Origin of the sequence: Suilimivivens aceti (genome assembly GCF_025567405.1) — a bacterium.
In the GTDB taxonomy this organism is placed as follows: Bacteria; Bacillota; Clostridia; order Lachnospirales; family Lachnospiraceae; genus Suilimivivens; species Suilimivivens aceti.
In genome coordinates this window covers 168,587-193,251 of record NZ_JAOQKJ010000002.1, presented here as the reverse complement: position 1 = coordinate 193,251, position 24,665 = coordinate 168,587, and the positions used below count along the sequence as shown (strand labels likewise).

General features: G+C 44.5%; 27 protein-coding genes. 25 read left to right on the top strand and 2 right to left on the bottom strand.

Annotation, left to right across the window (positions count from 1 at the left end):
• Positions 1 to 8: 8 nt before the first annotated feature.
• The 8 genes from OCV77_RS02710 to OCV77_RS02675 all read left to right on the top strand — a co-directional run bounded on the left by OCV77_RS02710 (position 9) and on the right by OCV77_RS02675 (position 7,437).
• A complete protein-coding gene (locus tag OCV77_RS02710; protein ID WP_262573138.1) occupies positions 9 to 428 on the top strand; it encodes a hypothetical protein in 420 nt (139 codons plus the stop codon).
• A 56-nt stretch (positions 429 to 484) separates the two neighbouring features.
• Positions 485 to 2,101: a biosynthetic-type acetolactate synthase large subunit gene (gene ilvB, locus OCV77_RS02705; RefSeq protein ID WP_262573135.1), complete on the top strand. Its 1,617-nt coding sequence runs from the start codon at positions 485 to 487 to the stop codon at positions 2,099 to 2,101.
• Positions 2,102 to 2,114: 13 nt separating this feature from the next.
• On the top strand, positions 2,115 to 2,606 hold the full coding sequence (ilvN, locus tag OCV77_RS02700; RefSeq protein ID WP_118796940.1) for an acetolactate synthase small subunit: 492 nt from the start codon (positions 2,115 to 2,117) through the stop codon (positions 2,604 to 2,606).
• A 94-nt stretch (positions 2,607 to 2,700) separates the two neighbouring features.
• Positions 2,701 to 3,198, top strand: a complete 498-nt coding sequence (ilvN, locus tag OCV77_RS02695) for an acetolactate synthase small subunit (protein WP_118796941.1) — start codon at positions 2,701 to 2,703, stop codon at positions 3,196 to 3,198.
• Positions 3,199 to 3,214: 16 nt separating this feature from the next.
• Positions 3,215 to 4,234, top strand: a complete 1,020-nt coding sequence (gene ilvC, locus OCV77_RS02690) for a ketol-acid reductoisomerase (RefSeq protein WP_331488695.1) — start codon at positions 3,215 to 3,217, stop codon at positions 4,232 to 4,234.
• A gap of 82 nt (positions 4,235 to 4,316) precedes the next feature.
• Positions 4,317 to 5,585 (top strand): 3-isopropylmalate dehydratase large subunit, encoded by a 1,269-nt coding sequence (gene leuC, locus OCV77_RS02685; RefSeq protein WP_262573130.1) that lies wholly within the window; start codon positions 4,317 to 4,319, stop codon positions 5,583 to 5,585.
• A 20-nt stretch (positions 5,586 to 5,605) separates the two neighbouring features.
• A complete protein-coding gene (leuD, locus tag OCV77_RS02680) occupies positions 5,606 to 6,094 on the top strand; it encodes a 3-isopropylmalate dehydratase small subunit (RefSeq protein WP_118796943.1) in 489 nt (162 codons plus the stop codon).
• A 47-nt stretch (positions 6,095 to 6,141) separates the two neighbouring features.
• Positions 6,142 to 7,437, top strand: a complete 1,296-nt coding sequence (locus OCV77_RS02675) for a hypothetical protein (protein WP_262573129.1) — start codon at positions 6,142 to 6,144, stop codon at positions 7,435 to 7,437.
• A gap of 40 nt (positions 7,438 to 7,477) precedes the next feature.
• On the opposite strand, the gene OCV77_RS02670 is transcribed toward OCV77_RS02675, so the two are convergent.
• On the bottom strand, positions 7,478 to 8,263 hold the full coding sequence (locus OCV77_RS02670) for a histidine phosphatase family protein (RefSeq protein WP_262573127.1): 786 nt from the start codon (positions 8,261 to 8,263) through the stop codon (positions 7,478 to 7,480).
• 161 nt (positions 8,264 to 8,424) lie between these two features.
• On the opposite strand from OCV77_RS02670, the gene OCV77_RS02665 reads away from it, so the two are divergent.
• From OCV77_RS02665 to OCV77_RS02605, 13 genes are all read left to right on the top strand, one after another.
• Positions 8,425 to 8,826 carry a NusG domain II-containing protein gene (locus OCV77_RS02665; protein WP_262573125.1) on the top strand — a complete coding sequence of 134 codons (402 nt, stop codon included), beginning with the start codon at positions 8,425 to 8,427 and terminating at the stop codon, positions 8,824 to 8,826.
• A 6-nt stretch (positions 8,827 to 8,832) separates the two neighbouring features.
• The gene (locus OCV77_RS02660; protein ID WP_118796946.1) at positions 8,833 to 9,336 is read left to right on the top strand and encodes a Gx transporter family protein; all 504 of its coding nucleotides are present in this window, start codon (positions 8,833 to 8,835) and stop codon (positions 9,334 to 9,336) included.
• On the top strand, positions 9,333 to 9,941 hold the full coding sequence (gene ruvA / locus OCV77_RS02655; protein WP_262573122.1) for a Holliday junction branch migration protein RuvA: 609 nt from the start codon (positions 9,333 to 9,335) through the stop codon (positions 9,939 to 9,941). The genes OCV77_RS02660 and ruvA overlap by 4 nt, the downstream gene beginning before the upstream one ends.
• Before the next feature lie 21 nt (positions 9,942 to 9,962).
• Positions 9,963 to 10,961 carry a Holliday junction branch migration DNA helicase RuvB gene (gene ruvB / locus OCV77_RS02650; RefSeq protein ID WP_262573119.1) on the top strand — a complete coding sequence of 333 codons (999 nt, stop codon included), beginning with the start codon at positions 9,963 to 9,965 and terminating at the stop codon, positions 10,959 to 10,961.
• 42 nt (positions 10,962 to 11,003) lie between these two features.
• A complete protein-coding gene (locus OCV77_RS02645) occupies positions 11,004 to 11,408 on the top strand; it encodes a cell division protein ZapA (RefSeq protein ID WP_118796949.1) in 405 nt (134 codons plus the stop codon).
• Between the two features lie 86 nt (positions 11,409 to 11,494).
• Entirely contained in the window at positions 11,495 to 13,777 is a 2,283-nt protein-coding gene (locus tag OCV77_RS02640) for a peptidase U32 family protein (protein ID WP_262573116.1), read from the top strand.
• Positions 13,778 to 15,220, top strand: coding sequence for an FtsW/RodA/SpoVE family cell cycle protein (locus OCV77_RS02635; RefSeq protein ID WP_118796951.1), 1,443 nt, complete (start codon positions 13,778 to 13,780; stop codon positions 15,218 to 15,220). It begins immediately after the preceding gene.
• A complete protein-coding gene (locus tag OCV77_RS02630; protein ID WP_262573114.1) occupies positions 15,201 to 16,643 on the top strand; it encodes a peptidoglycan D,D-transpeptidase FtsI family protein in 1,443 nt (480 codons plus the stop codon). Before OCV77_RS02635 ends, OCV77_RS02630 begins: the two co-directional genes overlap by 20 nt.
• A gap of 44 nt (positions 16,644 to 16,687) precedes the next feature.
• Positions 16,688 to 17,020 carry a hypothetical protein gene (locus OCV77_RS02625; protein ID WP_262573112.1) on the top strand — a complete coding sequence of 111 codons (333 nt, stop codon included), beginning with the start codon at positions 16,688 to 16,690 and terminating at the stop codon, positions 17,018 to 17,020.
• The gene (locus tag OCV77_RS02620; protein WP_262573109.1) at positions 17,010 to 17,921 is read left to right on the top strand and encodes a DUF2953 domain-containing protein; all 912 of its coding nucleotides are present in this window, start codon (positions 17,010 to 17,012) and stop codon (positions 17,919 to 17,921) included. Before OCV77_RS02625 ends, OCV77_RS02620 begins: the two co-directional genes overlap by 11 nt.
• On the top strand, positions 17,908 to 18,306 hold the full coding sequence (locus tag OCV77_RS02615) for a GerW family sporulation protein (protein WP_262573106.1): 399 nt from the start codon (positions 17,908 to 17,910) through the stop codon (positions 18,304 to 18,306). The genes OCV77_RS02620 and OCV77_RS02615 overlap by 14 nt, the downstream gene beginning before the upstream one ends.
• A 78-nt stretch (positions 18,307 to 18,384) precedes the next feature.
• Positions 18,385 to 18,525, top strand: coding sequence for a hypothetical protein (locus tag OCV77_RS02610; protein ID WP_262573104.1), 141 nt, complete (start codon positions 18,385 to 18,387; stop codon positions 18,523 to 18,525).
• A 39-nt stretch (positions 18,526 to 18,564) separates the two neighbouring features.
• On the top strand, positions 18,565 to 19,137 hold the full coding sequence (locus OCV77_RS02605; RefSeq protein WP_118796955.1) for a hypothetical protein: 573 nt from the start codon (positions 18,565 to 18,567) through the stop codon (positions 19,135 to 19,137).
• 48 nt (positions 19,138 to 19,185) lie between these two features.
• Here OCV77_RS02605 and rpmB read toward each other — a convergent pair whose 3' ends face one another.
• A complete protein-coding gene (rpmB, locus tag OCV77_RS02600; protein ID WP_118796956.1) occupies positions 19,186 to 19,371 on the bottom strand; it encodes a 50S ribosomal protein L28 in 186 nt (61 codons plus the stop codon).
• 182 nt (positions 19,372 to 19,553) lie between these two features.
• Here rpmB and OCV77_RS02595 point away from each other — a divergent pair, with 182 nt between their 5' ends.
• The 4 genes from OCV77_RS02595 to OCV77_RS02580 all read left to right on the top strand — a co-directional run bounded on the left by OCV77_RS02595 (position 19,554) and on the right by OCV77_RS02580 (position 24,655).
• Positions 19,554 to 19,913 carry an Asp23/Gls24 family envelope stress response protein gene (locus tag OCV77_RS02595; protein ID WP_118796957.1) on the top strand — a complete coding sequence of 120 codons (360 nt, stop codon included), beginning with the start codon at positions 19,554 to 19,556 and terminating at the stop codon, positions 19,911 to 19,913.
• Positions 19,914 to 19,964: 51 nt separating this feature from the next.
• Positions 19,965 to 21,581 carry a DAK2 domain-containing protein gene (locus OCV77_RS02590; RefSeq protein WP_262573360.1) on the top strand — a complete coding sequence of 539 codons (1,617 nt, stop codon included), beginning with the start codon at positions 19,965 to 19,967 and terminating at the stop codon, positions 21,579 to 21,581.
• Positions 21,582 to 21,653: 72 nt separating this feature from the next.
• Positions 21,654 to 23,711 carry an ATP-dependent DNA helicase RecG gene (gene recG, locus OCV77_RS02585; protein ID WP_262573098.1) on the top strand — a complete coding sequence of 686 codons (2,058 nt, stop codon included), beginning with the start codon at positions 21,654 to 21,656 and terminating at the stop codon, positions 23,709 to 23,711.
• A 77-nt stretch (positions 23,712 to 23,788) separates the two neighbouring features.
• Entirely contained in the window at positions 23,789 to 24,655 is an 867-nt protein-coding gene (locus tag OCV77_RS02580; protein WP_262573095.1) for a DegV family protein, read from the top strand.
• Positions 24,656 to 24,665 lie beyond the last annotated feature (10 nt).

Genomic DNA, 24,665 nt, shown 5'->3' with positions numbered 1-24,665 from the left:
GAGGAAATATGGACGAAACAAGGGATGAGCTGCTGCAAAGGATTGCAGAGCAGACGAAAAAACAGGTTTTTTATGCCAGGATCAGTGCTATATGCGGAGGAATACTGACAATGGCTGTCGTGATTGCACTTCTTATACTGGTTCCGTCACTGCTGAAGACCATCCACCAGGTGAACGGCGTGGCCGCAGAAGCAGAAGAGACTTTAGCGCAGGCACAGGATGCTCTTGCGGGCGTGGATGAGATGACAGATGCTGTAACCAGTATGAGTGAAAATATGGATACCTTTGTTACCGAAAATGCTGTATCCATTGAACAGGTCATGAAAAAACTGGAGACTATTGATTTTGAAGGACTGAACGGTGCCATCAAGGATCTTGGTGATGTAGTGGAACCCATGGCTAAATTCTTTGGGAAGTTTAAGAAATAACAGGTAAGCCCCTCTTACAGGGTAATGATACAGAAATGGGAAAGGAACAAACGAATATGATAGGTGCAGATGCAATCGTTAAATGTCTGGAAGAAGAAAAAGTAAAATATGTATTTGGATATCCTGGTGTGGCAATCTGTCCGTTTTATAACAGCATTCTGGATTCTTCTATAGAAACCATTCTTGTCAGAACGGAGCAGAATGCAGCCCATGCGGCAAGCGGACTTGCCAGAGTGACAGGAAGACCAGGAGTCTGTGCAGTTACTTCCGGTCCAGGTGCAACCAATGTGATCACCGGAATTGCCACAGCCTTTGCCGACAGCATCCCTCTGATCTGTATTACAGGACAAGTAAATTCAGAGCTTCTTGGAAGTGATGTGTTTCAGGAGGCAGATATCACAGGTGCTGTGGAATCTTTTGTAAAATACAGTTATCTGGTAAAGGATGTCAATGACATTCCGAGAATTTTCAAGGAAGCCTTTCATATTGCCAGTACCGGCAGAAAAGGACCTGTACTGATCGATATTCCCATTGATATCCAGAATGCGGAGATAAAAAAGTTTTCCTATCCGGAACGTGTATCCATGAGAACCTATAAGCCTACGGTAAAGGGAAATATGGTACAGATCAAGAAAGTAGCATCCCAGCTTGAAAAAGCAAAGAAACCGATCATCTGTGCAGGGGGTGGTGTTCTTTTATCCGATGCGGAAACGGAGCTTAGGAGCTTTGCACAGAAGTATGGGATTCCTGTTGTTTCTACTATGATGGGGATTGGTGTTATGCCAACTGAGGATCCTCTTTACTTTGGGATGGTTGGAAATAATGGAAAGCCTTATGCTAACCGTGCAATGAATGAATCTGACCTTCTGATTATGGTGGGTGCAAGGGTGGCTGACAGGGCAGTCAGCCAGCCGGATCTGATCACGGAAAATAAGGTACTGATCCATATTGATGTAGATCCTGCAGAAATCGGTAAAAATGTTGGAGCAGCCATTCCACTTGTCGGAGATGCAAAGCATATCTTCAGAGATCTTCTTGAGCTTACTATTGACTGTGAACATCAGGAATGGCTTACTACACTGGATACCTACCGCAAAACTATGGTGCCAAAGAGAAATCCGGATCCATCCTATGTAGATCCGGCAGCCTTTATCACCCTGCTGTCAGAGAAAATGCAGGCAGATGGCATTTATGTGGCAGATGTAGGGCAGAATCAGATCTGGTCCTGCGGCTACCATATAGTAAGAGATGGAAAGTTCCTGACTTCCGGCGGTATGGGGACGATGGGGTATTCCATTCCGGCTGCTATGGGAGCCAAGCTGGCAGATAAAAAGAGGCAGGTCGTTGCAGTCTGCGGTGATGGATCCTTCCAGATGTCCATGATGGAGCTGGCAACCATGAACCAGCATCATATTCCTGTCAAGATCGTTGTCCTTAAGAATAATTATCTTGGTATGGTACGTGAATATCAGCATTATACCTATAAGGATCATTATTCTGTTGTAGATCTGTCAGGAAGTCCGGATCTTGAGAAGCTTTCTGCGGCTTATGACATGGACTTTGCAAGACTTGAGAATATGAATCATGCACAGGAAACGGTCGATGCTTTTCTGAGGGAAGATAAGTCCATGCTTCTTGAATGTCTGATCAATCCGATGGATCTTGTAAAGTAGGAGGAGAAGTATCATGAAGAAAATATATTCTGTACTGGTAGAAAACAGATCCGGTGTACTGTGCAAGGTGGCAGGTCTTTTCTCAAGGAGATGCTTTAATATTGATTCGCTTGCTGTAGGAGAAACGGATACGAAGGATGTTTCCTGCATGACGATCGTGAGCAGCGGGGACAAGAGAACCATAGAACAGATCGAAAAACAGCTGAATAAAAAGCTGGATGTCATCAAGGTAAAAACCTTTGATACGGAAAGCAGTATCAGCCGTGAACTGATGCTGATCAAGGTCAAGTACAACAAGACGAACCGGAGAGACATTATGGAGATCTGCGAGATCATGCACGCCCAGATCGTGGATATGTCTAAAAATCTCATGCTGATCCAGATGTGTGATCTGCCTGAAAGAACACAGCTCCTGATCGACATGTTCCAGTCAGTCAGCATCGTGGAGGTGGCACGTACCGGTACCTTGGCGCTGCAGAAATGCAATGAAACAGATCTGAAATGATAAAATAGATCAACAAAATTGGATAAAATGGTACAATTGACTTTTATAACGTCAGTTGCTAAAATATTGGATAAAAGTTAAGGAGGAGTCTTACGTGCATAAGAAAGTATTTCAGCTTCTTGTTGACAATACCTCAGGTGTGTTAAGCCGTATTTCAGGTCTGTTTTCAAGGAGAGGCTATAACATTGAGAGTATTACTGCAGGTGTAACTGCGGACCCTCGTTTTACAAGGATCACCATTGTCGCTTCAGGGGATGATGAGATTCTGGATCAGATTGAAAAACAGGTCTCCAAGCTCGTGGATGTCCGCGATGTGAAGGAGCTTAAGCCGGACAGCAGTGTTTACAGGGAACTGGCACTGATCAAGGTAAAGGCAGGATGTGACCAGAGGCAGGGTGTGATCTCCATTGCAGATATTTTCCGTGCGAAGATCATTGATGTGGCTTCTGACAGTCTGATCGTTGAACTTACAGGTAATCAGGATAAGATTGATGCTTTCATCAATCTCCTTGATGGATATGAAATTCTGGAGCTTGCCAGAACCGGTATTGCCGGACTTGGCAGAGGTTCAGAAAATGTTACCTATTTATAAGAAAGGAGTCATGAAAATGGCAAATATTTATTATCAGGAGGATTGTAATCTTTCCCTTCTTGAAGGAAAAACAATCGCAGTTATCGGTTATGGCAGTCAGGGACATGCCCATGCACTGAATGCAAAGGAGTCCGGCTGTCACGTAATTATCGGTCTTTATGAAGGATCCAAGTCCTGGGCAAAGGCTGAGGCACAGGGATTTGAAGTATATACTGCAGCAGAAGCAGCAAAGAAGGCTGATATCATTATGATCCTCATCAATGATGAGCTGCAGGCAGCAATGTATAAGAAGGATATCGAGCCCAACCTGGAAGCAGGCAACATGCTGATGTTCGCACATGGTTTCAATATTCATTTCGGACAGATCGTTCCGCCTAAGGATGTCGATGTTACCATGATCGCTCCCAAGGGACCTGGACATACTGTAAGAAGCGAGTATCAGGCTGGTAAGGGTGTTCCCTGTCTGGTTGCTGTTCATCAGAATGCTACAGGTAAGGCCCTTGAGATGGCACTGGCTTATGCACTTGCTATCGGTGGCGCAAGAGCAGGTGTTCTTGAGACAACCTTCCGTACAGAAACAGAGACAGACCTCTTTGGTGAGCAGGCAGTTCTCTGTGGTGGTGTATGTGCGCTGATGCAGGCTGGCTTTGAAACTCTCTGCGAGGCTGGTTATGATCCGAGAAATGCATACTTTGAGTGTATCCATGAAATGAAGCTGATCGTAGATCTGATCTATCAGTCAGGCTTCGAAGGAATGAGATATTCCATCTCCAACACAGCAGAGTATGGTGATTATATTACAGGTCCCAAGATCATTACAGATGAAACCAAGAAGACTATGAAGAAGATCCTGAAGGACATCCAGGATGGTACTTTTGCAAAGGACTTCCTGCTTGATATGTCTCCTGCGGGCGGACAGGCTCATTTCAAGGCCATGAGAAAGCTTGCTGCAGAGCATCCTTCAGAGCAGGTTGGCAAGGAGATCCGTAAGCTTTACAGCTGGAACAACGAAGGCGACAAACTGATCAATAACTAAAGGTATGACAGTTCTATAAAAATGACATGAACCTTGTGCCGAACTTCTGGCACAGGGTTCTTTCTATCAGGAGGAAATAAGCATGGGAATGACAATGACCCAGAAAATTCTGGCAGCACATGCCGGACTTGAGAAGGTAGAAGCCGGACAGCTGATCGAAGCAGATCTGGATCTGGTGCTTGGAAATGATATTACCAGTCCGGTAGCCATTAAGGAAATGGCAAAGATGAATACCAAGGGAGTTTTTGATAAGGACAAGATCGCACTTGTTCCTGATCACTTTGTTCCCAATAAGGATATTAAATCTGCGGAACACTGCAAGTGTGTCAGAGAGTTTGCAAGGCGTAATGAAATTACCAATTATTTTGAAGTAGGAGAAATGGGAATTGAGCATGCCCTGCTTCCTGAAAAGGGACTGACAGTAGCCGGCGATGTGATCATCGGGGCAGATTCCCATACCTGTACCTATGGTGCACTTGGTGCATTCTCAACGGGTGTTGGAAGTACCGATATGGCTGCCGGAATGGCAACGGGTAAGGCATGGTTCAAGGTGCCGGGAGCTATTAAGTTCAATCTGACAGGTAAGCCCTCCAAATGGATTTCCGGTAAGGACGTGATCCTGCATATTATCGGCATGATCGGTGTAGATGGTGCCTTATACAAGTCCATGGAGTTTGTTGGAGATGGTATCAGAAATCTTACCATGGATGACAGATTTACCATTGCCAATATGGCGATCGAAGCCGGCGGCAAGAATGGTATTTTTCCGGTAGATGATCTGACGGTCGCTTATATGAAAGAGCATGCGACCAGATCCTTTACAGTATATGAAGCAGATGAGGATGCTGTTTATGATGAGGAGTATACCATTGACCTTTCTGAGTTAAAGCCTACCGTGGCATTTCCTCATCTTCCGGAGAATACAAAGACAGTAGATGAGATTACAGAAGATATCGCCATCGATCAGGTAGTGATCGGCTCCTGTACCAATGGACGGATTGATGATATGAGAATTGCAGCATCTATCCTTAAGGACAGACATGTTGCAAAGGGAATGCGCTGTATCGTAATCCCTGCTACCCAGGCTGTTTATCTGCAGGCCATGGAAGAGGGTCTGTTAAAGACCTTTATCGAAGCCGGCGCCGTAGTCAGTACACCCACCTGCGGACCCTGCCTTGGTGGTTATATGGGTATCCTGGCAGAGAATGAAAGATGCGTTTCTACCACAAACCGTAACTTTGTAGGTCGTATGGGACATGTAAAGAGTGAAATTTATCTGGCAAGCCCTGCAGTAGCTGCTGCAAGTGCCGTTGCAGGTAAGATCGCAGATCCCAGAAAGTTAGATGCGTAGAGAAGGAAAGGACGAAAACTATGAAGGCAGCAAAAGGAATCGTATTTAAATTCGGAGATAACGTAGATACAGATGTGATCATTCCTGCAAGATATCTGAATTCCTCAGATCCTGCGGAACTGGCTGCACATTGTATGGAGGATATTGATAAGGATTTTATTAAAAATGTAAAAAAGGGAGATATTATCGTGGCAGACAAAAATTTCGGCTGCGGTTCTTCCAGAGAGCATGCCCCTATTGCCATTAAGGCTGCAGGTGTAAGCTGCGTCATCGCGGAAACCTTTGCCAGAATTTTCTACCGCAATGCGATCAATATCGGACTTCCTATTATTGAATGTAAGGAAGCAGCCAGAGAGATTGAGAACGGGGATGAGGTTTCCGTTAACTTTGATACCGGTGTGATTACTGATATCACAAAGAACACAACTTATCAGGGACAGGCATTCCCTGAATTCATGCAAAAAATAATTGCTGCAGAGGGACTTGTTAATTATATCAATCAGAAGTAAAATAGGTTCTGTAGTTATTGAGAAAGAATTAAGGAGGAGCTCTACAAATGGCAAAAAAAAATGAACCTGAGGTAACAGAGCAGAAGGTTCAGACCCGTTATGACAAAAAAATGGCAGCCAGAAAGGCGAAAGAAGAAAGGGACAGACGTGACGAGAAGATCTTCAAAACAGTTACAGCTGTGATCGGTATCGCTATTGTACTGGCAATTGTAATTGGTTTTGGATCCAGTATCGTTAAGAAACAGACAGCACTTCACGGAACCTATATCCAGGTAGGAGAAGAGAATATCAGCAAGCTGGAATTTGATTATTATTATCATTCCGTTGTAAATAGTTATCTTTCCACATATGGTTCCATTGCTTCTTATATGGGTCTTGATACATCCAAGGATCCGGCAGAGCAGATCTATGATCAGGACAAGAACCTGACCTGGAAGGATCTGTTTGAGGAGATGGCTGTACAGCAGATTGTTTCCACTTATGCGATGAAAGCGGATGCACAGGCAAATGGTTTTACCTATGACAGTACGGAGGAATACGAAAGTCAGATAGAGCAGTTCAGATCGGCTGCCGATTCAGCTGCTGAGACACTTTCTGTTTATTACAGAGAAACCTTTGGTGATTATGCTACTGAGAAGAATATCAAGCCTTTCCTTGAGGATGCGCTTCTTACCAATGCATATTATCAGGAACTGCTTGCAAAGAATGCGCCTTCAGAGGAAGAGATCAAGACAACTTACGAGGCTGACCCGGCGTCTTATGATGATGTGGATTACAGAAGCTTTGTTTTCAAGGCTGATCTTGCAGATGATGCTACAGAGGATGATATTGCAGCAGCAATGGATGACCTGAAAGCAAAAGCAGATGCTTTTCTGACAGAGCGCAAGGCCGGTGGAGATTTCAATGCACTGTGTGCTGAGAATGCTTCTGAAGATGATAAAGCAAATTATGAAGATACTGAGTCTGATTATTCGCTGAAGGAAGGTCAGCGTAAATCCTATGCTCCTTCTGTTATTCAGGATTTTCTGTTTGATGATACAAGAGCAGAGGGGGATATCGAAGTTATCGAGGACACTGACAATCATCAGTATTATGTAGTTGAATTTATCAAGAGATACTATGATGCTGAAACAGTAGACGGTGAAATTTCTGATTCCATGGCTTCTGATGCGACAGCGGCATACCTTTCTTCTCTGACTGAGAAATTTGAGGTATCAGATCAGAAGGGACATCTGAATTATCTGACCGCAACAGACAGTTCTTCAGACAGTACTGCAGCAGATGGTTCTGACAGTACAGATGAGACCAGTGATACTGGCACAGAAGATACAGCGGAAGAATAAGAAGATTTAAAAGGCTGCGAGTAATCTCGCAGCCTTTTGGTTACTGCTGAAAAACAGGCGTAAAGGAACCGGCATTGGATATGGGCTCTCCTGCAAGCAGCAGATGGGATACATCTCCCATGGCCTGCACGCGGAAATAAGCTTCATTGCTCCAGCGTTCTTCGGTACCGAGAATAGTCAGGGAGGTAGTTGGCAGGAAAAATCCATGTGCAAGAAGTGGGAAGGGGATATTCAGCAAATGGGACAGCATAATGCAGATTGCACCCAGATGACAGAAGATAACGACAACCTTTTCCCTGCCATGCTGCAGCTGGTTACTGATATTGGCCTGATTGTCAGGAGAAACGGTTCTGGAAATGAATACTTCCTTTTTACCGGGAACTCTGTAAAAATTATCCTCCCGTACATAGCCGTATTTTTCAAGAAACTGATCCAGCTGCTTACATACATCCTGATAATGGACTGCAATATCGGGATTCTGGCTCATGATATCAGATTGAACCCAGCCGTCTTTGGACAGCATAAGGATATCATTACACCAGGAAGAAGGAACAAGATCCCATGGAACACCATGCCTGCCGGTAACAGGGTCATCGATCGGATAATTAAATTCCTGTGTCCAGCTCAGGATCTTTGCCTTACGGTTCATTTTTTTCAGTGTACAGTAAGCGGTATCTCTTGCACGGCCAAGAGGAGAACAGTAGAAGTCATCCACGTCAAAGCTGCTGATCCGTTCTGCCAGTATTTCTGCCTCACGCCAGCCTTTTTCTGTCAGGGAATCCAGTGTATAGTCAGGATCCCCATGTCGAACGAATATTAATTTCATCTGTTGTTTTCCCTTTCTTAAAAACGGTTTTGTATTCCTGATCAGTTTAGCACAGAAAAGGAAGAAAATAAATACCAGAGAAGCTTGAAACATATGTTCGATTATGATAATATAACAATATGGTTTTGCAAGAATGTGAACAGGAGATACCAGTATCGTATATGGAGAGGCAGACATTGTTTCAGAAGCTGAAGGGCGATTTGCTTATTGTCGGAATCATTCTTCTTCTGGCAGCCACTTTTTTCCTGATCAATGTAATCAGGGACAGGCAGTCCTCAGGAGAGGGGAGTGTCCTTGTGATCAGAGACGGCAGTGTGACAGCTTCTTATCCTCTTTCTGAGGATATTACCGTTACGCTGTGGAATGAAGAACGGACACATTATAATTTGTTGATGATCAGAGACGGCAGTGCAGAAATTTCTGATGCCAACTGTCCGGATAAAATCTGTGTCCGCTCAAAAGCCATAGCAAGGGATGGGGAGAGCATCATCTGTCTGCCTCATAGGCTGGTTCTATCCGTTCATTCAGAAAGGGAGAGTGACATGGATGCGGTCACCGGTTAGGCACATATGAAGAGAACTGCAGTAATGGGACTTTTACTTGCCCTTGCTTTAATTTTATCCTATGTGGAAAGCCTGATTCCGCTCCCGATAGGAATACCTGGGATCAAGATCGGACTTGCCAATCTGGCAGTTGTGCTTGCCATGTATCTGGTGGGGGAGAGGAATGCGCTTCTCCTTACGATATCAAAGGCTGTTTTAAGCGGTCTGTTATTTGGAAATCTTACAGTGATCCTGTATAATCTTGCAGGAGCCCTGATCAGCTTTTTTACCATGGCACTGATGAAAAAATCAGGAAGATTCCACCTTCCGGTGATCAGCGCTGTCGGAGGTGCGATGCATAATACCGGCCAGCTCCTGGTTGCATGTGTGATCGTGAGCACCTATGGCATTGTATATTATATTCCCTTTCTGCTGATCGCAGGCCTTGGCACCGGCATGGTGATCGGCAGTGTGGCAGTACTTGTGCTGCCGGCAGCCAGAAAGGGTATGAACGGAGGAAACAGAGGATGATTGCTTTTATCAGGGGGATCATTGATGAAATTACAGAAGAAAGTGTTGTGATAGATACCGGAAGTATGGGTTACAATATCCGTATTTCAGGGAAAACAGCCGGTGAACTCCCGGGGATTGGAGAAGAAGCTAAGCTTTATACCTATACAAGTGTACGTGAGGATGCAATCTGGCTGTATGGTTTTCTTACAAGGGATGAACTGGCTGTTTATAAACAGCTTATTACGGTAGGTGGAATCGGTCCTAAAGGAGGTCTTGCAATCCTGTCTGTGATGAGTGCAGATGATCTGCGGTTTGCTGTCCTTTCCGGGGATGCCAAAGCGATTGCCAAAGCACCTGGTGTCGGTATCAAGACTGCAGGCAGGGTGATCCTTGACCTGAAGGATAAGATCTCCATGAGGGATACCGCAATCGGCCGGGAAGAAGCTGCATATGCTGAAGGTATGGAACAGGATGGAAACAGTGCCAGAAGTGAAGCTGTAGAAGCACTGACGGCGCTTGGATACAGCCCGGCAGATGCCCTTAAGGCGATAAGGAAGGCAGAAATCCCCGAGGATGCAGATGCAGAGCTGATCCTGAAGCTGGCTCTGAAAAATATGTTCTAAATTCTGAAAAGGAAATGAAGCATGGCAGGAAGAATGATAGAAACCAGTCTGAAGGAGGAAGATATCCATGTAGAAGGATCTCTCCGCCCCAAGCAGCTGGATGATTATATTGGACAGTCCAAGATCAAAGAAAATCTGAAGATCTATATTGAAGCGGCAAAGAAACGACAGGATCCACTGGATCATGTTCTTTTTTATGGACCGCCCGGACTTGGTAAGACGACGCTGGCAGGTATTATTGCCAATGAAATGCAGGTCAATATGAAGGTGACCAGTGGACCAGCCATCGAGAAGCCAGGGGAAATGGCTGCGATTCTGAACAATCTGAAAGAAGGGGATGTTCTCTTCGTAGATGAGATCCACAGACTGAACAGGCAGGTGGAAGAAGTTCTGTATCCGGCTATGGAGGATTATGCCATTGATATTATGATCGGTAAGGGACAGGCAGCCAGATCAATTCGTCTTGATCTTCCGAAGTTTACATTGATCGGAGCAACCACCAGGGCAGGTCTTTTAACTGCACCTCTCCGTGACCGTTTCGGGATCATCCACCGGCTTGAATTCTATACGCCGGAAGAATTGCAGCAGATCATTCTGCATTCAGCAAGGATACTGGAAGCACCGGTAGATTTTGACGGAGCGATGGAGATGGCAAGGAGGAGCCGGGGAACACCGCGTCTCGCCAACCGGATACTGAAGAGAGTCAGGGATTTTGCACAGGTGAAATATGACGGTGTGATCACAAAGGACGTAGCAGTAACAGCCTTAAATCTGATGGATGTGGATCCTATGGGACTCGATCATATTGACAGGAATCTGCTGCTTACCATGGTCAATAAATTTCAGGGAGGGCCGGTAGGTCTTGATACACTGGCTGCAGCCATTGGAGAGGATGCCGGTACCATAGAAGATGTTTATGAACCCTATCTGATCAAAAACGGCTTTCTGAACAGAACTCCCAGAGGACGTGTAGTGACAGACCTTGTTTATCACCATTTTGGACTTGAAATTCCCGGTTAATATGCGTATAATTAACTCAATATATACAAAGGGGTGAAGGGGATGTCAGTGAAGACAGATACAGAGGTTATCATCGGTGGTAAGGTATTTACACTGAGTGGTTATGAGAGCGAAGAATATTTGCAGAAAGTGGCCTCCTATATCAACAACAAGCTGTCTGAGTACAACAAAGTAGAGTCTTTCAGACGTCAGCCCCAGGATACCCAGAATGTACTGATGCAGCTCAATCTGGCTGATGATTATTTTAAGGCGAAGAAACAGATTTCCCTGCTGGAAGAAGAGATCCAGAGCAAGGAGAAGGAGTTGTATAATCTGAAGCATGAGCTCATTGCTTCCCAGATCAAGCTGGAGAATATGGAGAAAAATATCAAGGGTCTCCAGACAGAAGTCAATGACAGTGCCAGGAAGATCGTCAGACTGGAAACAGAATTAAAAAAACAGCAATAGTATAAATAAAAGAACGGATCTACGAAAGAAAGCTGTCTCAAGAAGACAGCTTTTGTCACATTATGAGAAGTTGTTGGAGACTTTGTATGAAAGAGGTTCCGCAAGCTTTACAGATCCGTATTATTGAGGCAGCTATGAATCAAACAGAATTACTGGCACCGGCAGGAAATTATGAAGCGCTGACAGGTGCCCTTTCAGCAGGTGCAGATGCCATCTATCTTGGTGGCAGTGCCTTTGGGGCGAGAGCATATGCAGATAACTTTTCTCAGGAAGAAATCTGCGAAGGGATCCGTTATGCCCATACCCTCCAGAAGAAAATATATCTTACTGTCAATACACTGGTAAAGGAATGGGAATTCCCAGCACTTTATCAGTTTCTGATACCCTTTTATGAAGCAGGACTGGATGCTGTGATCGTACAGGATCTGGGTGCCTTTCTTTTTATAAGAGATCATTTCCCGGGTCTTTCCCTTCATGTCAGTACCCAGATGACCATTACTGGCCCCTTCGGGGCGAAGCTGCTGAAATCACTTGGCGCATCCCGTATTGTTCCTGCCAGGGAACTGTCCCTGCTGGAAATTATTACCATGAAGCGGACAGCAGATATCGAGGTGGAAACCTTTATCCATGGAGCTATGTGCTACTGCTATTCCGGACAGTGCCTGTTCAGCAGTATCCTGGGAGGCAGAAGTGGTAACCGTGGCAGATGTGCACAGCCCTGCAGACTTCCCTATCACGTAGAGGACGGCAGGGAGGAATATCCTTTAAGCATGAAAGATATGTGTACGATCCATTTGATTCCGAAGCTTATGGATGCCGGGATTGATTCCTTTAAGATAGAAGGCCGTATGAAAAAACCGGAATATGCAGCCGGTGTGACTGCAATCTACCGGAAATACATGAATCTTTATACAGCCCTGAAGCAGGAAGGGAAAGAAGCACTGTATGCGGTATCGGCAGAAGATATTCAGAAGCTGAAATCCTTATATTTGCGAAGCAGTCTTTCAGAAGGCTACTATGAGAAGCATAATGGACGGGATATGATCACGATTTCTTCACCTTCCTATAATGGTGCTGACGAGTCACTTCTTCAGGCTGTCCGGAAACAGTATATTGAGAAGCCGGTTCGAAAGGAGGTTTCTCTGTCTGCTGTATTTCATGCAGGTGAACAGGCCGTCCTTACTGTAACGGACGGTATCACGACTACAGCCGTTAAAGGTGATATTGTAGATAAAGCCAAAAACAGGCCATTATCAGAAGAACAGGTGGTTGAACAGCTCCGGAAATGCGGCGGTACATTTTTTACAGTTGCAGATGTGCAGATTACCATGGATCCGGATATTTTTATGCCTGTTAGCAGGCTGAACCAGCTGCGTAGGGATGCCCTGAAGGCTTTTGAATCACTTTTTCTGTGGGATGACGCCGTAAAGGAAAGACATCCACTGCCATTTGAAGAGGGTTCTTTATCAGACAGAGCTGCCGTACAGAAGGTACAAAGTGTCCGGAAAGAACAGGAAGCACTTCCGTCTTTGAAAGGAACGCAGCTTCATGTCCTTGTGACACAGAAAGAGCAGCTGCAGGCAGTATGCCATACCTGCCTTGAAAAGAGGGGAGAGGCAGCAAGGCTTTATGTGGAACTGGCACTCACGAAAGATCCTTCTGTGACAGAACTGTTTTCCCTGTACAGACAGGCAGGCGGGGGTGAGGTATATCTGGCACTTCCCTATGTCAGCCGACAGACCTGTGACAGCGAATGCAGACAGCTTATCGAGCTGACAACGCAGGGATTTATTGATGGATGTCTTGTACGAAATATGGAAATGCTTTCCTGCCTTTTGGAAATGAACTATACAGGTCATATAGTAACAGACAGTGGTATTTATGTGTGGAACAGCAGGTCATTTGCTGTTCTTCAGAAATATGCAGAAGAAAGCTATCTGCCGATTGAACTGAATGGAAAGGAACTGTACACTCTGATACAGAATGCTGATATCAGAAGGCCTTCTTTGCAGATATATGGGCGCTTTCCCATGATGGTCAGTGCGGGGTGCCTGCAGAAAACTTCCGGAAAATGTACCCATGTACCGGGTTATCTTACATTAACAGACCGGTACCGGAAGACATTCCCGGTTTATCATGAATGCAGCTCCTGTTATAATATTCTTTATAATTCTGTACCGCTGTCACTACATACGCTTCTGATGAACAGAACATTTCCGGTATCTGTCGGAAGGCTTGACTTTACTACAGAGACGGCGGGGGAAACAGAAAAGGTTCTTTTGTATTTTACAGCGCTGGTCAGAGGAGAAAAAAAGCAGCCGTTTTATCAGGATTTTACAACAGGACATTACAAACGGGGAGTTGAATAAATGGAGTTATACGTCAGCGAGTTTTCAAAATATGTTATAACGCTGCTGATTGCACTATATACTTATGAAAGCTTTGCAGTTTTCAGGAAAAAACAGGAAAGCGACAGAAACGGCATTTACACGAGACAGAATATACTTATGTTTGGTCTGCATTTTAGCTGCTTTATTGTGATCTGCTTTGAAACGGGAGATATCACGTATCTGTTCTTTTATGCTTTTCAGCAGATCGTGCTGTATGCGACTGTGATCCTGTTCCGGATGCTTTATCCCAAAACGAACAGGCTTCTTGTCAATAATATGTGTATGCTTCTGACAGTTGGATTTGTGATCCTGACAAGACTTTCCCTTGGTAAGGCGATCAGACAGTTTATCATAGTCATGATCTCTCTGGTGATAGCGCTTGTGATTCCTTTCTTTGTAAGTCGTTTCAGGTTTCTGAAGGAATGGAAATGGATCTATGCAGCGGCAGGTATTGTGGCACTTGGCATTGTGCTTGTTCTTGGACAGACAACCTATGGCAGCAAGCTTTCTTACACCATAGCCGGGCTGACCTTTCAACCATCAGAATTTGTGAAGATCATCTTTGTCTTTTTTGTGGCCAGTGCTTTATATAAGGCAGCCGGATTCTTTGAGGTATTTACAACAGCAGTGATAGCAGCAGCCCATGTCATTATTCTGGTCTGCAGTAAGGATCTTGGAAGTGCCCTGATCTTTTTCGTGGTGTATGTACTTATGGTAGTGGTGGCCAGCAGAAACTGGCTTTATCTGTTGGCGGGTGTATCCGGCGGCAGTGTGGCTGCCTATCTTGCTTATCGTGTGTTCCCACATATTCAGGTGCGGGTACAGGCCTTTAAGGATCCCTGGAGCGTGATTGATTCCACTGGTTATCAGATTACCCAGTCTCTGTTTGCGATTACGAGCGGGGGCTGGTTTGGACTTGGACTTTTTAAAGGCACACCGGAATCCATTCCCTTCGTGGAGGCGGATTTTATTTTTTCGGCGATCACGGAAGAGCTTGGTCTTCTGTTTGCTCTGTGTGTCATACTGATCTGTGTCAGCAGCTTTGTCATGTTTATGAATATTTCCATGAACCTGAAGGATAAGTTTTATCAGTTAACAGCCTTTGGACTTGGCGTTACTTATATTTTCCAGGTTTTTCTCACCATTGGCGGTGGCTGCAAATTTATTCCGCTGACCGGAGTTACGCTTCCCTTTATCAGCTATGGAGGAAGCTCTGTCCTTACTACACTGATCATGTTTTCCATTACGGAAGGTCTTTCCATGATCCAGGAAGAAGAAGCCGAGGAAGAGAAACACCGCAGGAAACGTATCAGGCAGAAGAAAAAGAAACAGGCGGGCAGAAAGAAAGACAGACCTGTCTACGAATATGAGGATTTAGATTTTGAAGAAGACGGAGAAACCTTTGAACAGGAAGAAGAATAAAGGAAAGAAAAAAAGCCCACAGATTATGATCATAACGGCTGGCTTTACGCTGCTGTTCCTGTCCATGATCGGGTATATTACCTATTATTCAGTGACGCACAAGCAGGAGCTGATCAATAACAGCTATAATGGAAGACAGCAGATGCTGTTATCCCAGAATCGCAGAGGCAGCATTTATTCTGCTGATGGAAAGGTGCTGGCACAGACGGTAACTGATGAAAACGGAAATGAGGTCAGGGAGTATCCTTATGGCAATCTGTTTTCTCATGCTGTCGGATACGCAACCAACGGGCGTATGGGTGTGGAAGCACAGGCAAATTATTATCTGATCAATTCGAATGCGCCTCTTTCCACGAAAGCGGCACTGGAAGCCAGCGGTGATAAGTATCCTGGAGATAATGTTTACACGACCCTGGATACAAAGCTCCAGCAGGTTGCATCCACAGCACTTGGTGTTTACCGTGGTGCGATCATAGTGACTGAGCCGTCTACCGGCAGAATCCTTGCCATGGTAAGCAAACCGGATTTTGACCCGGGTACGGTAGAAGCAAACTGGGATGAGCTTCGAAGTGACAGTCAGAAGGGTGTTCTTTTAAACAGAGTAACACAGGGATTATATCCACCAGGATCTACGTTTAAGATCGTTACAGCTCTTGAATATATCAGGGAGAACCCGGATACTTATCAGCAATATACTTATCAGTGTAATGGTTCTATTTCGAGGGGAGAAGACAGGATCCAGTGTTATCATGGCTCTGTACACGGACAGATTGGCTTTGCCAGATCCTTTGCCAAGTCCTGTAATTCCTCATTTGCGAATATGGGACTGACTTTTGACAGAGGTCATTTTGAAGAAACCCTGGATCAGCTTCTGTTTAACCAAAAGCTGCCATTGTCCATGAATTACAGTCAGAGCCGGGTGGATATGAGTGATACGACTTCAGATGCAGATATGATGCAGGTATCTATCGGACAGGGAACAACAGCCATGACGCCTATTCATCTGAATATGATCACAAGTGCCATTGCCCATAACGGGGTTCTGATGAAACCCTATATTGTTGATCATGTACAGAACAGCGCTGGCGGTAACATTAAAACCTTTAACGCTGCTGCCTATGGAAATCTGATGACAGAGGAGGAAGCCTTCATACTGACAGGACTGATGACAGACGTTGTAGAGGAGGGAACAGCCTCCAGACTAAAGGGACTGTCCTATACAGCGGCTGGAAAGACAGGCTCTGCAGAATATGGTACGGTAAAGGGAGACAGCCACGCGTGGTTTACCGGTTTTGCACCGGCAGAGGATCCGGAAATCTGTGTTACTATTATTATCGAAGGAGCCGGTGCCGGCGGTGATTATGCGGTACCGATCGCCAAACGGATTTTTGATGCCTACTTTGGAGTAGAAACAATCTACTGATCCGGAGCGGATCGGGATAAGGAAGCATACATGAGGAAATATCTATGAAGTTTTACAGATATCTTTATGTCGGAGAGTCTGTGACAAATCCGGCTAAGGTCAAATGGAAACTGAAAAATCATATCGGGCAGCTTTCGATTTATGTGATCTGTCTGGCAAACGGCATGGATCAGCTTGAAATCTATCACTGTGCCTATCTGAAGCAGAAATATTACCGGTTTCACCCGCCGGTCATCATAGGCATTTCAGGAAGCTATGAGGAGGCTGTAGAGCTTGTCATGCAGATGACAAAGGAAAGCCTTGAGACTACCGGCTGCTGCAATATTAATGCCTATCTGAAAAAGAGAACGGAAAAAGGAGCTGCTTATGGGGATTAAGATACTGACAGTACTCCTGCTTATACTGAAAATCCTGGGCATAGTCCTGCTTGTACTCCTTGGGATCCTGCTGGCTTTTTTACTGATCGTCCTTTTTGTCCCGGTCAGATATCAGGGAAGCGGATACAGAGAAGAGGGAGATCCTGTTCCGGTGCATGTGCAGCTTAAAGTAACCTGGCTGTTACATCTTGTCAGGGTATCCTTTATTTATCCGGAAGAGGCATTTCTGAAGGTAAAGGTACTGTTTTTCCAGATCCTTCCGGCAAAAGAAAAGAAGAAAAAGGCTTCAAACAAAAAGGAAGCTGATGGAAAGAAGCCGAAAACAGATAAAAAGGAAGTCGGATCTGACGTCAGCGATACAACTTCAGATCAGAAGATTTCTGATGAAGGAAATGCCGCTGATGAGGACGGTGGCGATGACAGAAGAACCCTTTTGGATTTCGTAAGAAAGCTTTTTTCCGCTATCAGAAATATTAAGTACACAATCCGGAAGATATATGATAAGATAAATCATATCATTCATAACATCAGATATTATATAAAGATTTTACAGACAGAGAGCTTTAAAAGAGCGTTTGTGTTATGCAGGGAACAGCTTTTAAGACTCATGAAGATAGTTCTTCCACGGAAGGTATCCGGTACCTTTACAATCGGCATGGAGGATCCTGCAGCTACAGGACAGATTCTTTCCATATATGGGATTCTGTATCCACTGATCGGGGACAGCATTACGGTAATCCCCGATTTTGAAAAGCCGGTGATGGAGGGCAGCTTTAGATTTAAAGGGAAGATTACTGCATTTACCCTGATCAGGATTGCAGCGAAGATTTATTTTGATAAGGATCTGAAAAGAGTGATCTGTTTATTTAAGAAGGAGGCAGTGCAGAATGGCAGAAAATAATTTTACCGGTGTGATCGAATCGTTGATGAAAGGAATGAATACGGTACTTTCTACTAAAACGGTTGTCGGGGAACCAACGAAGCTTCCGGATGATACGGTGATCGTACCTCTTGTAGACGTAAGCTTTGGTGTTGGTGCCGGTGCCAGTGTGGGAGATAAGAAGAACGGGGGCATGGGCGGCTTTAGTGGAAAGATGTCACCAAGTGCAGTTCTGGTGATCAAAAATGGCAGCACCAAACTTGTTAACATCAAGAATCAGGATACCATGACAAAGGTACTGGATATGATCCCTGATATTGTAGATAAATTTACAGCACCGAAGGAAGAGATGATCGATGATGAACAGGCTGTAGATGTGGCTTTTCCGGAGGAAGAAAATAACTGATCCTTTTAGAGAAATCAGGAAAAATTAAGGTTTTTCTGCATATAATAAAGAAAGAAGTATGTGAAAGAGAGCAGCAGAATGAAAAAAATGATCGGCTTTATTGCTTTCTGGATTGCGGTAGGGATGCTGTTTATGCTTTTTCTTGCCCATCACTATCTGATCGCACTGATCATTATCGGACTGCTTTTACTGGTAGGCTATAATTTTTACTGTGATTAAAAGTAAAGCGGCAATCTATCAGGCCGCCGGGAATGATTCATGGACATGTTTAAAGAAAAGGATGAGCATCAGCCTGAGTTCGAAAAGAAGCTGGTGGATGGAAGGGAAGAGGAACTGAATGAACTGAAGGCCTGGCTGTTCAGGGAAAATATCCGTGTGGAGACGGAGAAAAAAGACCTGAAACACAGGCAGGAGGAGTTCCTGAAAGAAAAACAGCAGTTTCGGAGAGAAATGGACGAGGTCAACAGAAGACTTGTCGTTGAAAGAAAACGCCTGAAGCAGGACGAGCTGTTTTTTGATAAAAAAATGGATATTCTGAAAAGCGGATTTTTGCAGCTTGATGCAGAACGCAAACAATTAAACCGTGAAAAACAGGAATTTGCCGGTGAAAAGAGAGGCGAGGAGAAAGTGCGTCGTATGGAATACAGCCAGATGACGGCAAAGCTTCTGTTCCAGGGGGTAAAGAGCCAGCTTGCACTCAAAAAGAGATACAGGGATCTTCTTAAGATGTTCCATCCGGACAATATTGCAGGAGACCATGAGATGGTGCTTCTGATCAATGCGGCCTATGAGGAACTGAAAGAAGAGTATGATATAGGAAAAAGAGCATAAAAAAACTTCACTTTGCAGTGAAGTTTTTTATTACGCATTTCTTGCTTATTAAGCTCTCTCAACTTTACCAGACTTTAAGCAGTTTGTACAAACGTGCATTCTTTTAGGAGCTCCGTTTACTTTACATTTAACACTTTTAATGTTGGAATTCCAGATTCTGTTAGATCTTCTATGAGAATGGCTTACGTTGTTACCAAAATGAACGCCCTTACCACAAATATCACATTTAGCCATCGTTGCACCTCCTAACATATTATTATCTGCGTGCTTCAAATAGCGGATTATATCCGCAACAGTTGTATAATATCAGAAAACCCAGAATAATGCAAGAAGAAATTTAAATTTATTTTATAGTTTCTTTTTTGGAAGATACAGGTTATAATCAAAATATATGGAAAGAAATAAGGAGGCAGCCTATGAAATCTTCTTCAATGAATACCCACATGGGAAATGTTTCAATTGATAATGAAGTAATCGCCCAGTATGCCGGCAGTGTAGCCATGGAATGTTTTGGTATTGTCGGAATGGCAGGCATTAATGTGAAAGACGGACTTGTGAAGCTGTTAAAGATGGACAGCATGACAAGAGGAATCAATGTTTCCATAAAGAACAACAAGCTGACACTGAACTTTCACGTGATCGTGGCATATGGAGTCAGCATTCTTGCTGTTACGGACAATCTGATCAGCAATGTGAAATACAAGGTAGAGGAATTTACCGGTATAGAAATTGAAAAAATAAACATCTTTGTTGAAGGTGTTAGAGTGATTGACTAAGAGGAGGATACATTCGTGGTTAATACGATTGACGCTAAGTTACTTGCAAAGATGTTCTTAGCTGGAGCCAAAAATCTGGAAGCAAAGAAGGAGTGGATCAACGAGCTCAATGTTTTCCCCGTACCTGACGGTGATACAGGAACCAATATGACACTGACAATTATGTCTGCAGCCAAGGAAGTGGCTGTTATGGAAGATCCGGACATGGCAACCCTGTGTAAGGCAATCTCATCCGGTTCCCTTCGTGGAGCGAGAGGAAATTCAGGTGTTATCCTTTCGCAGCTGTTCAGAGGTTTCACCAAACGGATCAAGGGGGAAGAAACACTTACGATTCCGATCCTTTCAGAAGCTTTTGATAAGGCGGTGGAAACTGCTTACAAAGCAGTTATGAAGCCAAAGGAAGGAACGATCCTGACTGTTGCCAAAGGCGGTGCTGATAAGGCAAGAGAGCTTGCAGAAAACGGATGTGATGATCTTTCCGTATTTATTGATGAAATTATCAAATATGCAGATGAGGTTCTTGAGAAGACTCCCGAGATGCTTCCGGTTCTGAAACAGGCTGGTGTAGTGGATTCCGGCGGACAGGGACTGATGCAGGTGCTGAAGGGTGCCTATGATGCATTCCTTGGGAAGGAGCTGGATCTGACGATCCAGGAGAATACTCAGGCGAAGCCACAGACAGAAACAGCACAGAAGGAAGAGCGGGAGATCAGATTCGGTTATTGTACGGAATTTATCATTCTTCTGAATAAAACCTTTAATATAAAGCAGGAAATTGATTTTAAAGCCTATCTGGAATCTATCGGTGATTCTATTGTAGTGGTTGCGGATGATGATGTTGTTAAGGTACATGTACACACCAATGATCCGGGACTTGCGATCCAGAAGGCTCTGAAATATGGTGCTCTTTCCAATATGAAGATCGACAATATGCGCCTGGAGCATCAGGAAAAGCTGTTTAAGGAAGAAATGAAGAAGGCTGCACAGGAAGAAGTACAGATGCCTCATAAGGATACCGGCTTTATCGCTGTTTCAGTCGGTAAGGGAATGGATGAGATCTTTAAGGGACTTGGTGTTGATTATATTATTGAAGGCGGACAGACCATGAATCCAAGTACAGAGGATATGCTGAATGCCATTGATAAAGTCAATGCTGACCATGTTTTCATTCTCCCCAATAATAAGAATATTATTCTTGCCGCAAATCAGGCCAAGGCCATGGTGAATGATAAGGATATTATTGTGATCCCGACAAAGACAGTTCCACAGGGAATTACAGCTGTGATCAATTATGTTCCGGATCTTTCAGCGGCAGAGAATGAAGAAACCATGAATGCTGAGATCGGTAATGTCAGAACCGGACAGGTTACTTATGCGGTCAGAGATACCACGATTGATGACAAGGAGATCAAACAGGGTGATTATATGGGTCTTGGTGATCACGGAATTCTTTCTGTTGGCACAGAAATGGATACAGTTGCCTTTGAGATGATTGAAAACATGATGGATGATTCCCTGGAACTGATCAGCATTTATTATGGATCAGATGTGGATGAACAGACTGCACAGGCACTTCGTGATAAGGTGGAGGCAGCATATCCTTCCTGCGATGTTGAGCTTCAGTATGGCGGACAGCCGATCTATTATTATATTGTTTCAGGAGAATAAGGAAGAGGAAAATAAAACCAGTTTATAAAAGGGACGGTGAAAGCCGTCCTTTTCCTGTCAGAGGATTTGCATATGCAGTATACAGACAATATTACCAGCCTGAAAGGAATCGGTGAAAAGACGGCCGGACTTTTTCATAAACTGAATATTACGACATTGTACGATCTGATCACCTTCTTTCCAAGGGATTATGAACAGTTCGGAGAAAGAATCCCTGTCAGTCAGGCAGCCGGGCAGGAGCCTGTTACGCTGAAGCTGACACTGACAGGAGATTACAAGTACCGAAAATTTGCATCTCTTGGTGTAGGAACCATAACAGCTGCGGATGAAAGTGGACAGCTTGTCATTACCTACTACAATGCACCCTATCTGAAAAATACGCTAAAAAGAGGTATGTCCTATTACGCACATGGCAAGGTCCGCACCGAGAAGAACCGGATCCAGATGGATCAGCCAAAGCTTTATACAGAGGAACAGTATCAGACTCTGATGAGATTCATGCAGCCAAAGTATGCCCTGACAAAAGGACTTTCGGCTCATATGGTAAGCAAAGCTGTTTCCATGGCTCTTGCTGGATTGTCTTTTGCCGAGTATCTTCCAGAAGATATCCGCATGGAATATCAGCTGTCTGACATTGGAAAAGCCTACCGTCAGATCCATTTTCCGGAAGATTATGAGAGCCTGATCCTTGCCAGAAAACGGCTTGCCTTTGATGAACTGTTTTCTTTTTTTATGCAGCTTCACCGTCAGAAGGAGATCACAAAGGAAACTCCTTCAGCCTTTTCTCTCCTGGAAACTGCCGACACCGGCAGATTGCTGGAAGCTCTTCCCTATAAGCTGACGAAGGCGCAGATGCGTACCTGGCAGGAAATCAAAGATGATCTGACAGGCGGGATAGTCATGAACAGGCTTGTACAGGGAGATGTAGGAAGTGGAAAAACGATCCTTGCTTTTCTTTCACTTCTCCTTGTGGCAGCTAATGGCTGTCAGGGAGCCATGATGGCTCCTACGGAAATTTTGGCAAGACAGCATTATGAAGAGCTGTGCCATATGACAGAAGCTTATCATCTGCCGGTGAAACCGGTACTTCTTACCGGTTCTGTTTCCGCAGCTGAAAAGAAAAAAAGATGTGCCGGAATTGAAAAAGGTGATTATAATGTCGTAATCGGCACCAGTGCCCTGATCCAGGAAAAGGTGGTTTATCAGAAGCTGGTTCTTGTGATCACGGATGAGCAGCACCGGTTTGGAGTCCGTCAGAGAGAAGCCTTTCTTGGAAAAGGAGAACAGGCGCATGTACTTGTCATGAGTGCTACACCTATCCCAAGAACACTTGCCATTATTCTCTATGGAGATATGCATCTTTCACTTGTAGATGAGAAACCGGCAGACAGGCTGCCGGTGAAAAACTGTGTGATTACCAGAAGTGATCACAAAAAAGCTGTTTCTTTTCTTATAAAGGAAACACAGGCAGGACATCAGGCCTATGTGATCTGTCCGATGGTAGAAGAAAATGAAGATATGGAAGGCGTGGCTGATGTGATCTCCTATACAGCAGCTTTAAAAAAGGAGCTGCCGGAACAGATCCGTGTGACATATCTTCATGGCAGGATGCGGCCTTCTGAAAAGGACCGGATCATGGAAGCTTATCTGAACCGCAATATTGACGTGCTGGTGTCTACGACGGTGATTGAAGTTGGGATCAATGTGCCAAATGCAACTGTTATGATGATAGAAAATGCAGAGCGTTTTGGCCTGGCACAGCTTCATCAGCTCCGGGGACGGATTGGAAGAGGAGCAGCACAATCCTATTGCATTTTTGTAGATGGAAGTGGAAAAGACAGTCCATCAGAACGGCTGCAGGTATTAAATAAATCCAATGATGGATTTTATATTGCAGAAGAAGATCTGAAAATGCGGGGACCCGGTGATCTTTTCGGAATCCGTCAGAGTGGTATTATGAATTTTAAGGTTGCTGATATCTATCAGGACAGTTCCCTGCTGATGCAGGTCAGAAAACTGGTAGAGGATCTGCTTATGGACGATCCTGATCTTACAGCAAAAGAGCATGAGAGTATAAGGGGATGGCTGTCCCTTAACTTTGGAAATCTGGTTGACTTTAGAAGTATCTGACGGTAAGATATATTTGTGTATGTTTTTCTAAAAAGCACTAGATGTTGTACTTTTTATTAGAAGAAAGGGATGGAATCATGGGAAAAGTGGCAGTCGTCACAGACAGTAACAGTGGTATTACGCAGGCACAGGGAACAGAGCTTGGGATCTTTGTTCTGCCTATGCCTTTTATGATTGATGAAGAACAGTTCTTTGAAGATGTGAACCTGACACAGGAGCAGTTCTATGAGAAACTGGAAGCCGGTGCAAACGTGGTCACAAGCCAGCCGTCTCCAGAAGCTGTCATGAACCTGTGGAAGGAAATTCTTACAGATTATGATGAAATTGTGCATATTCCCATGAGCAGCGGTCTTTCCGGCTCCTGCCAGAGTGCCATGATGCTGTCTGAAGAATTTGACGGCAGAGTACAGGTTGTAAATAATCAGCGTATTTCTGTTACCCAGAAACAGTCCTGTATGGATGCTCTGATGCTTGCGGGGCAAGGACGGAATGCAGCTGAGATCAGGGAGATCCTTGAAAATGATAAATTTAACTCCAGTATTTATATTATGCTGGATACCCTGTTTTATCTGAAAAAGGGTGGGCGTATCACACCGGCTGCGGCGGCGATCGGAACGCTTCTGAAATTAAAGCCTGTATTGCAGATCCAGGGCGAGAAGCTGGATGCCTTTGCCAAGGCGAGGACAACAGGACAGGGCAAGGCACTGATGGTCAATGCTATCCGTACAGATATGGAAAACCGCTTTGGAGGGGCAGCACCGGATAATATTTATCTGCAGGTTGCTTATACCAAGAACCGTGAAAATGCACTTCATTTCTGTGAAGAACTGAAAAAGGAGTTCCCCGGGTTCGATGTAGAACCAGATCCGCTTTCCTTAAGTGTTTCCTGCCATATTGGCCCCGGTGCACTTGCGGTAGCCTGCTGCAAAAAGCTGCAGCCATAGAAACAGAAAG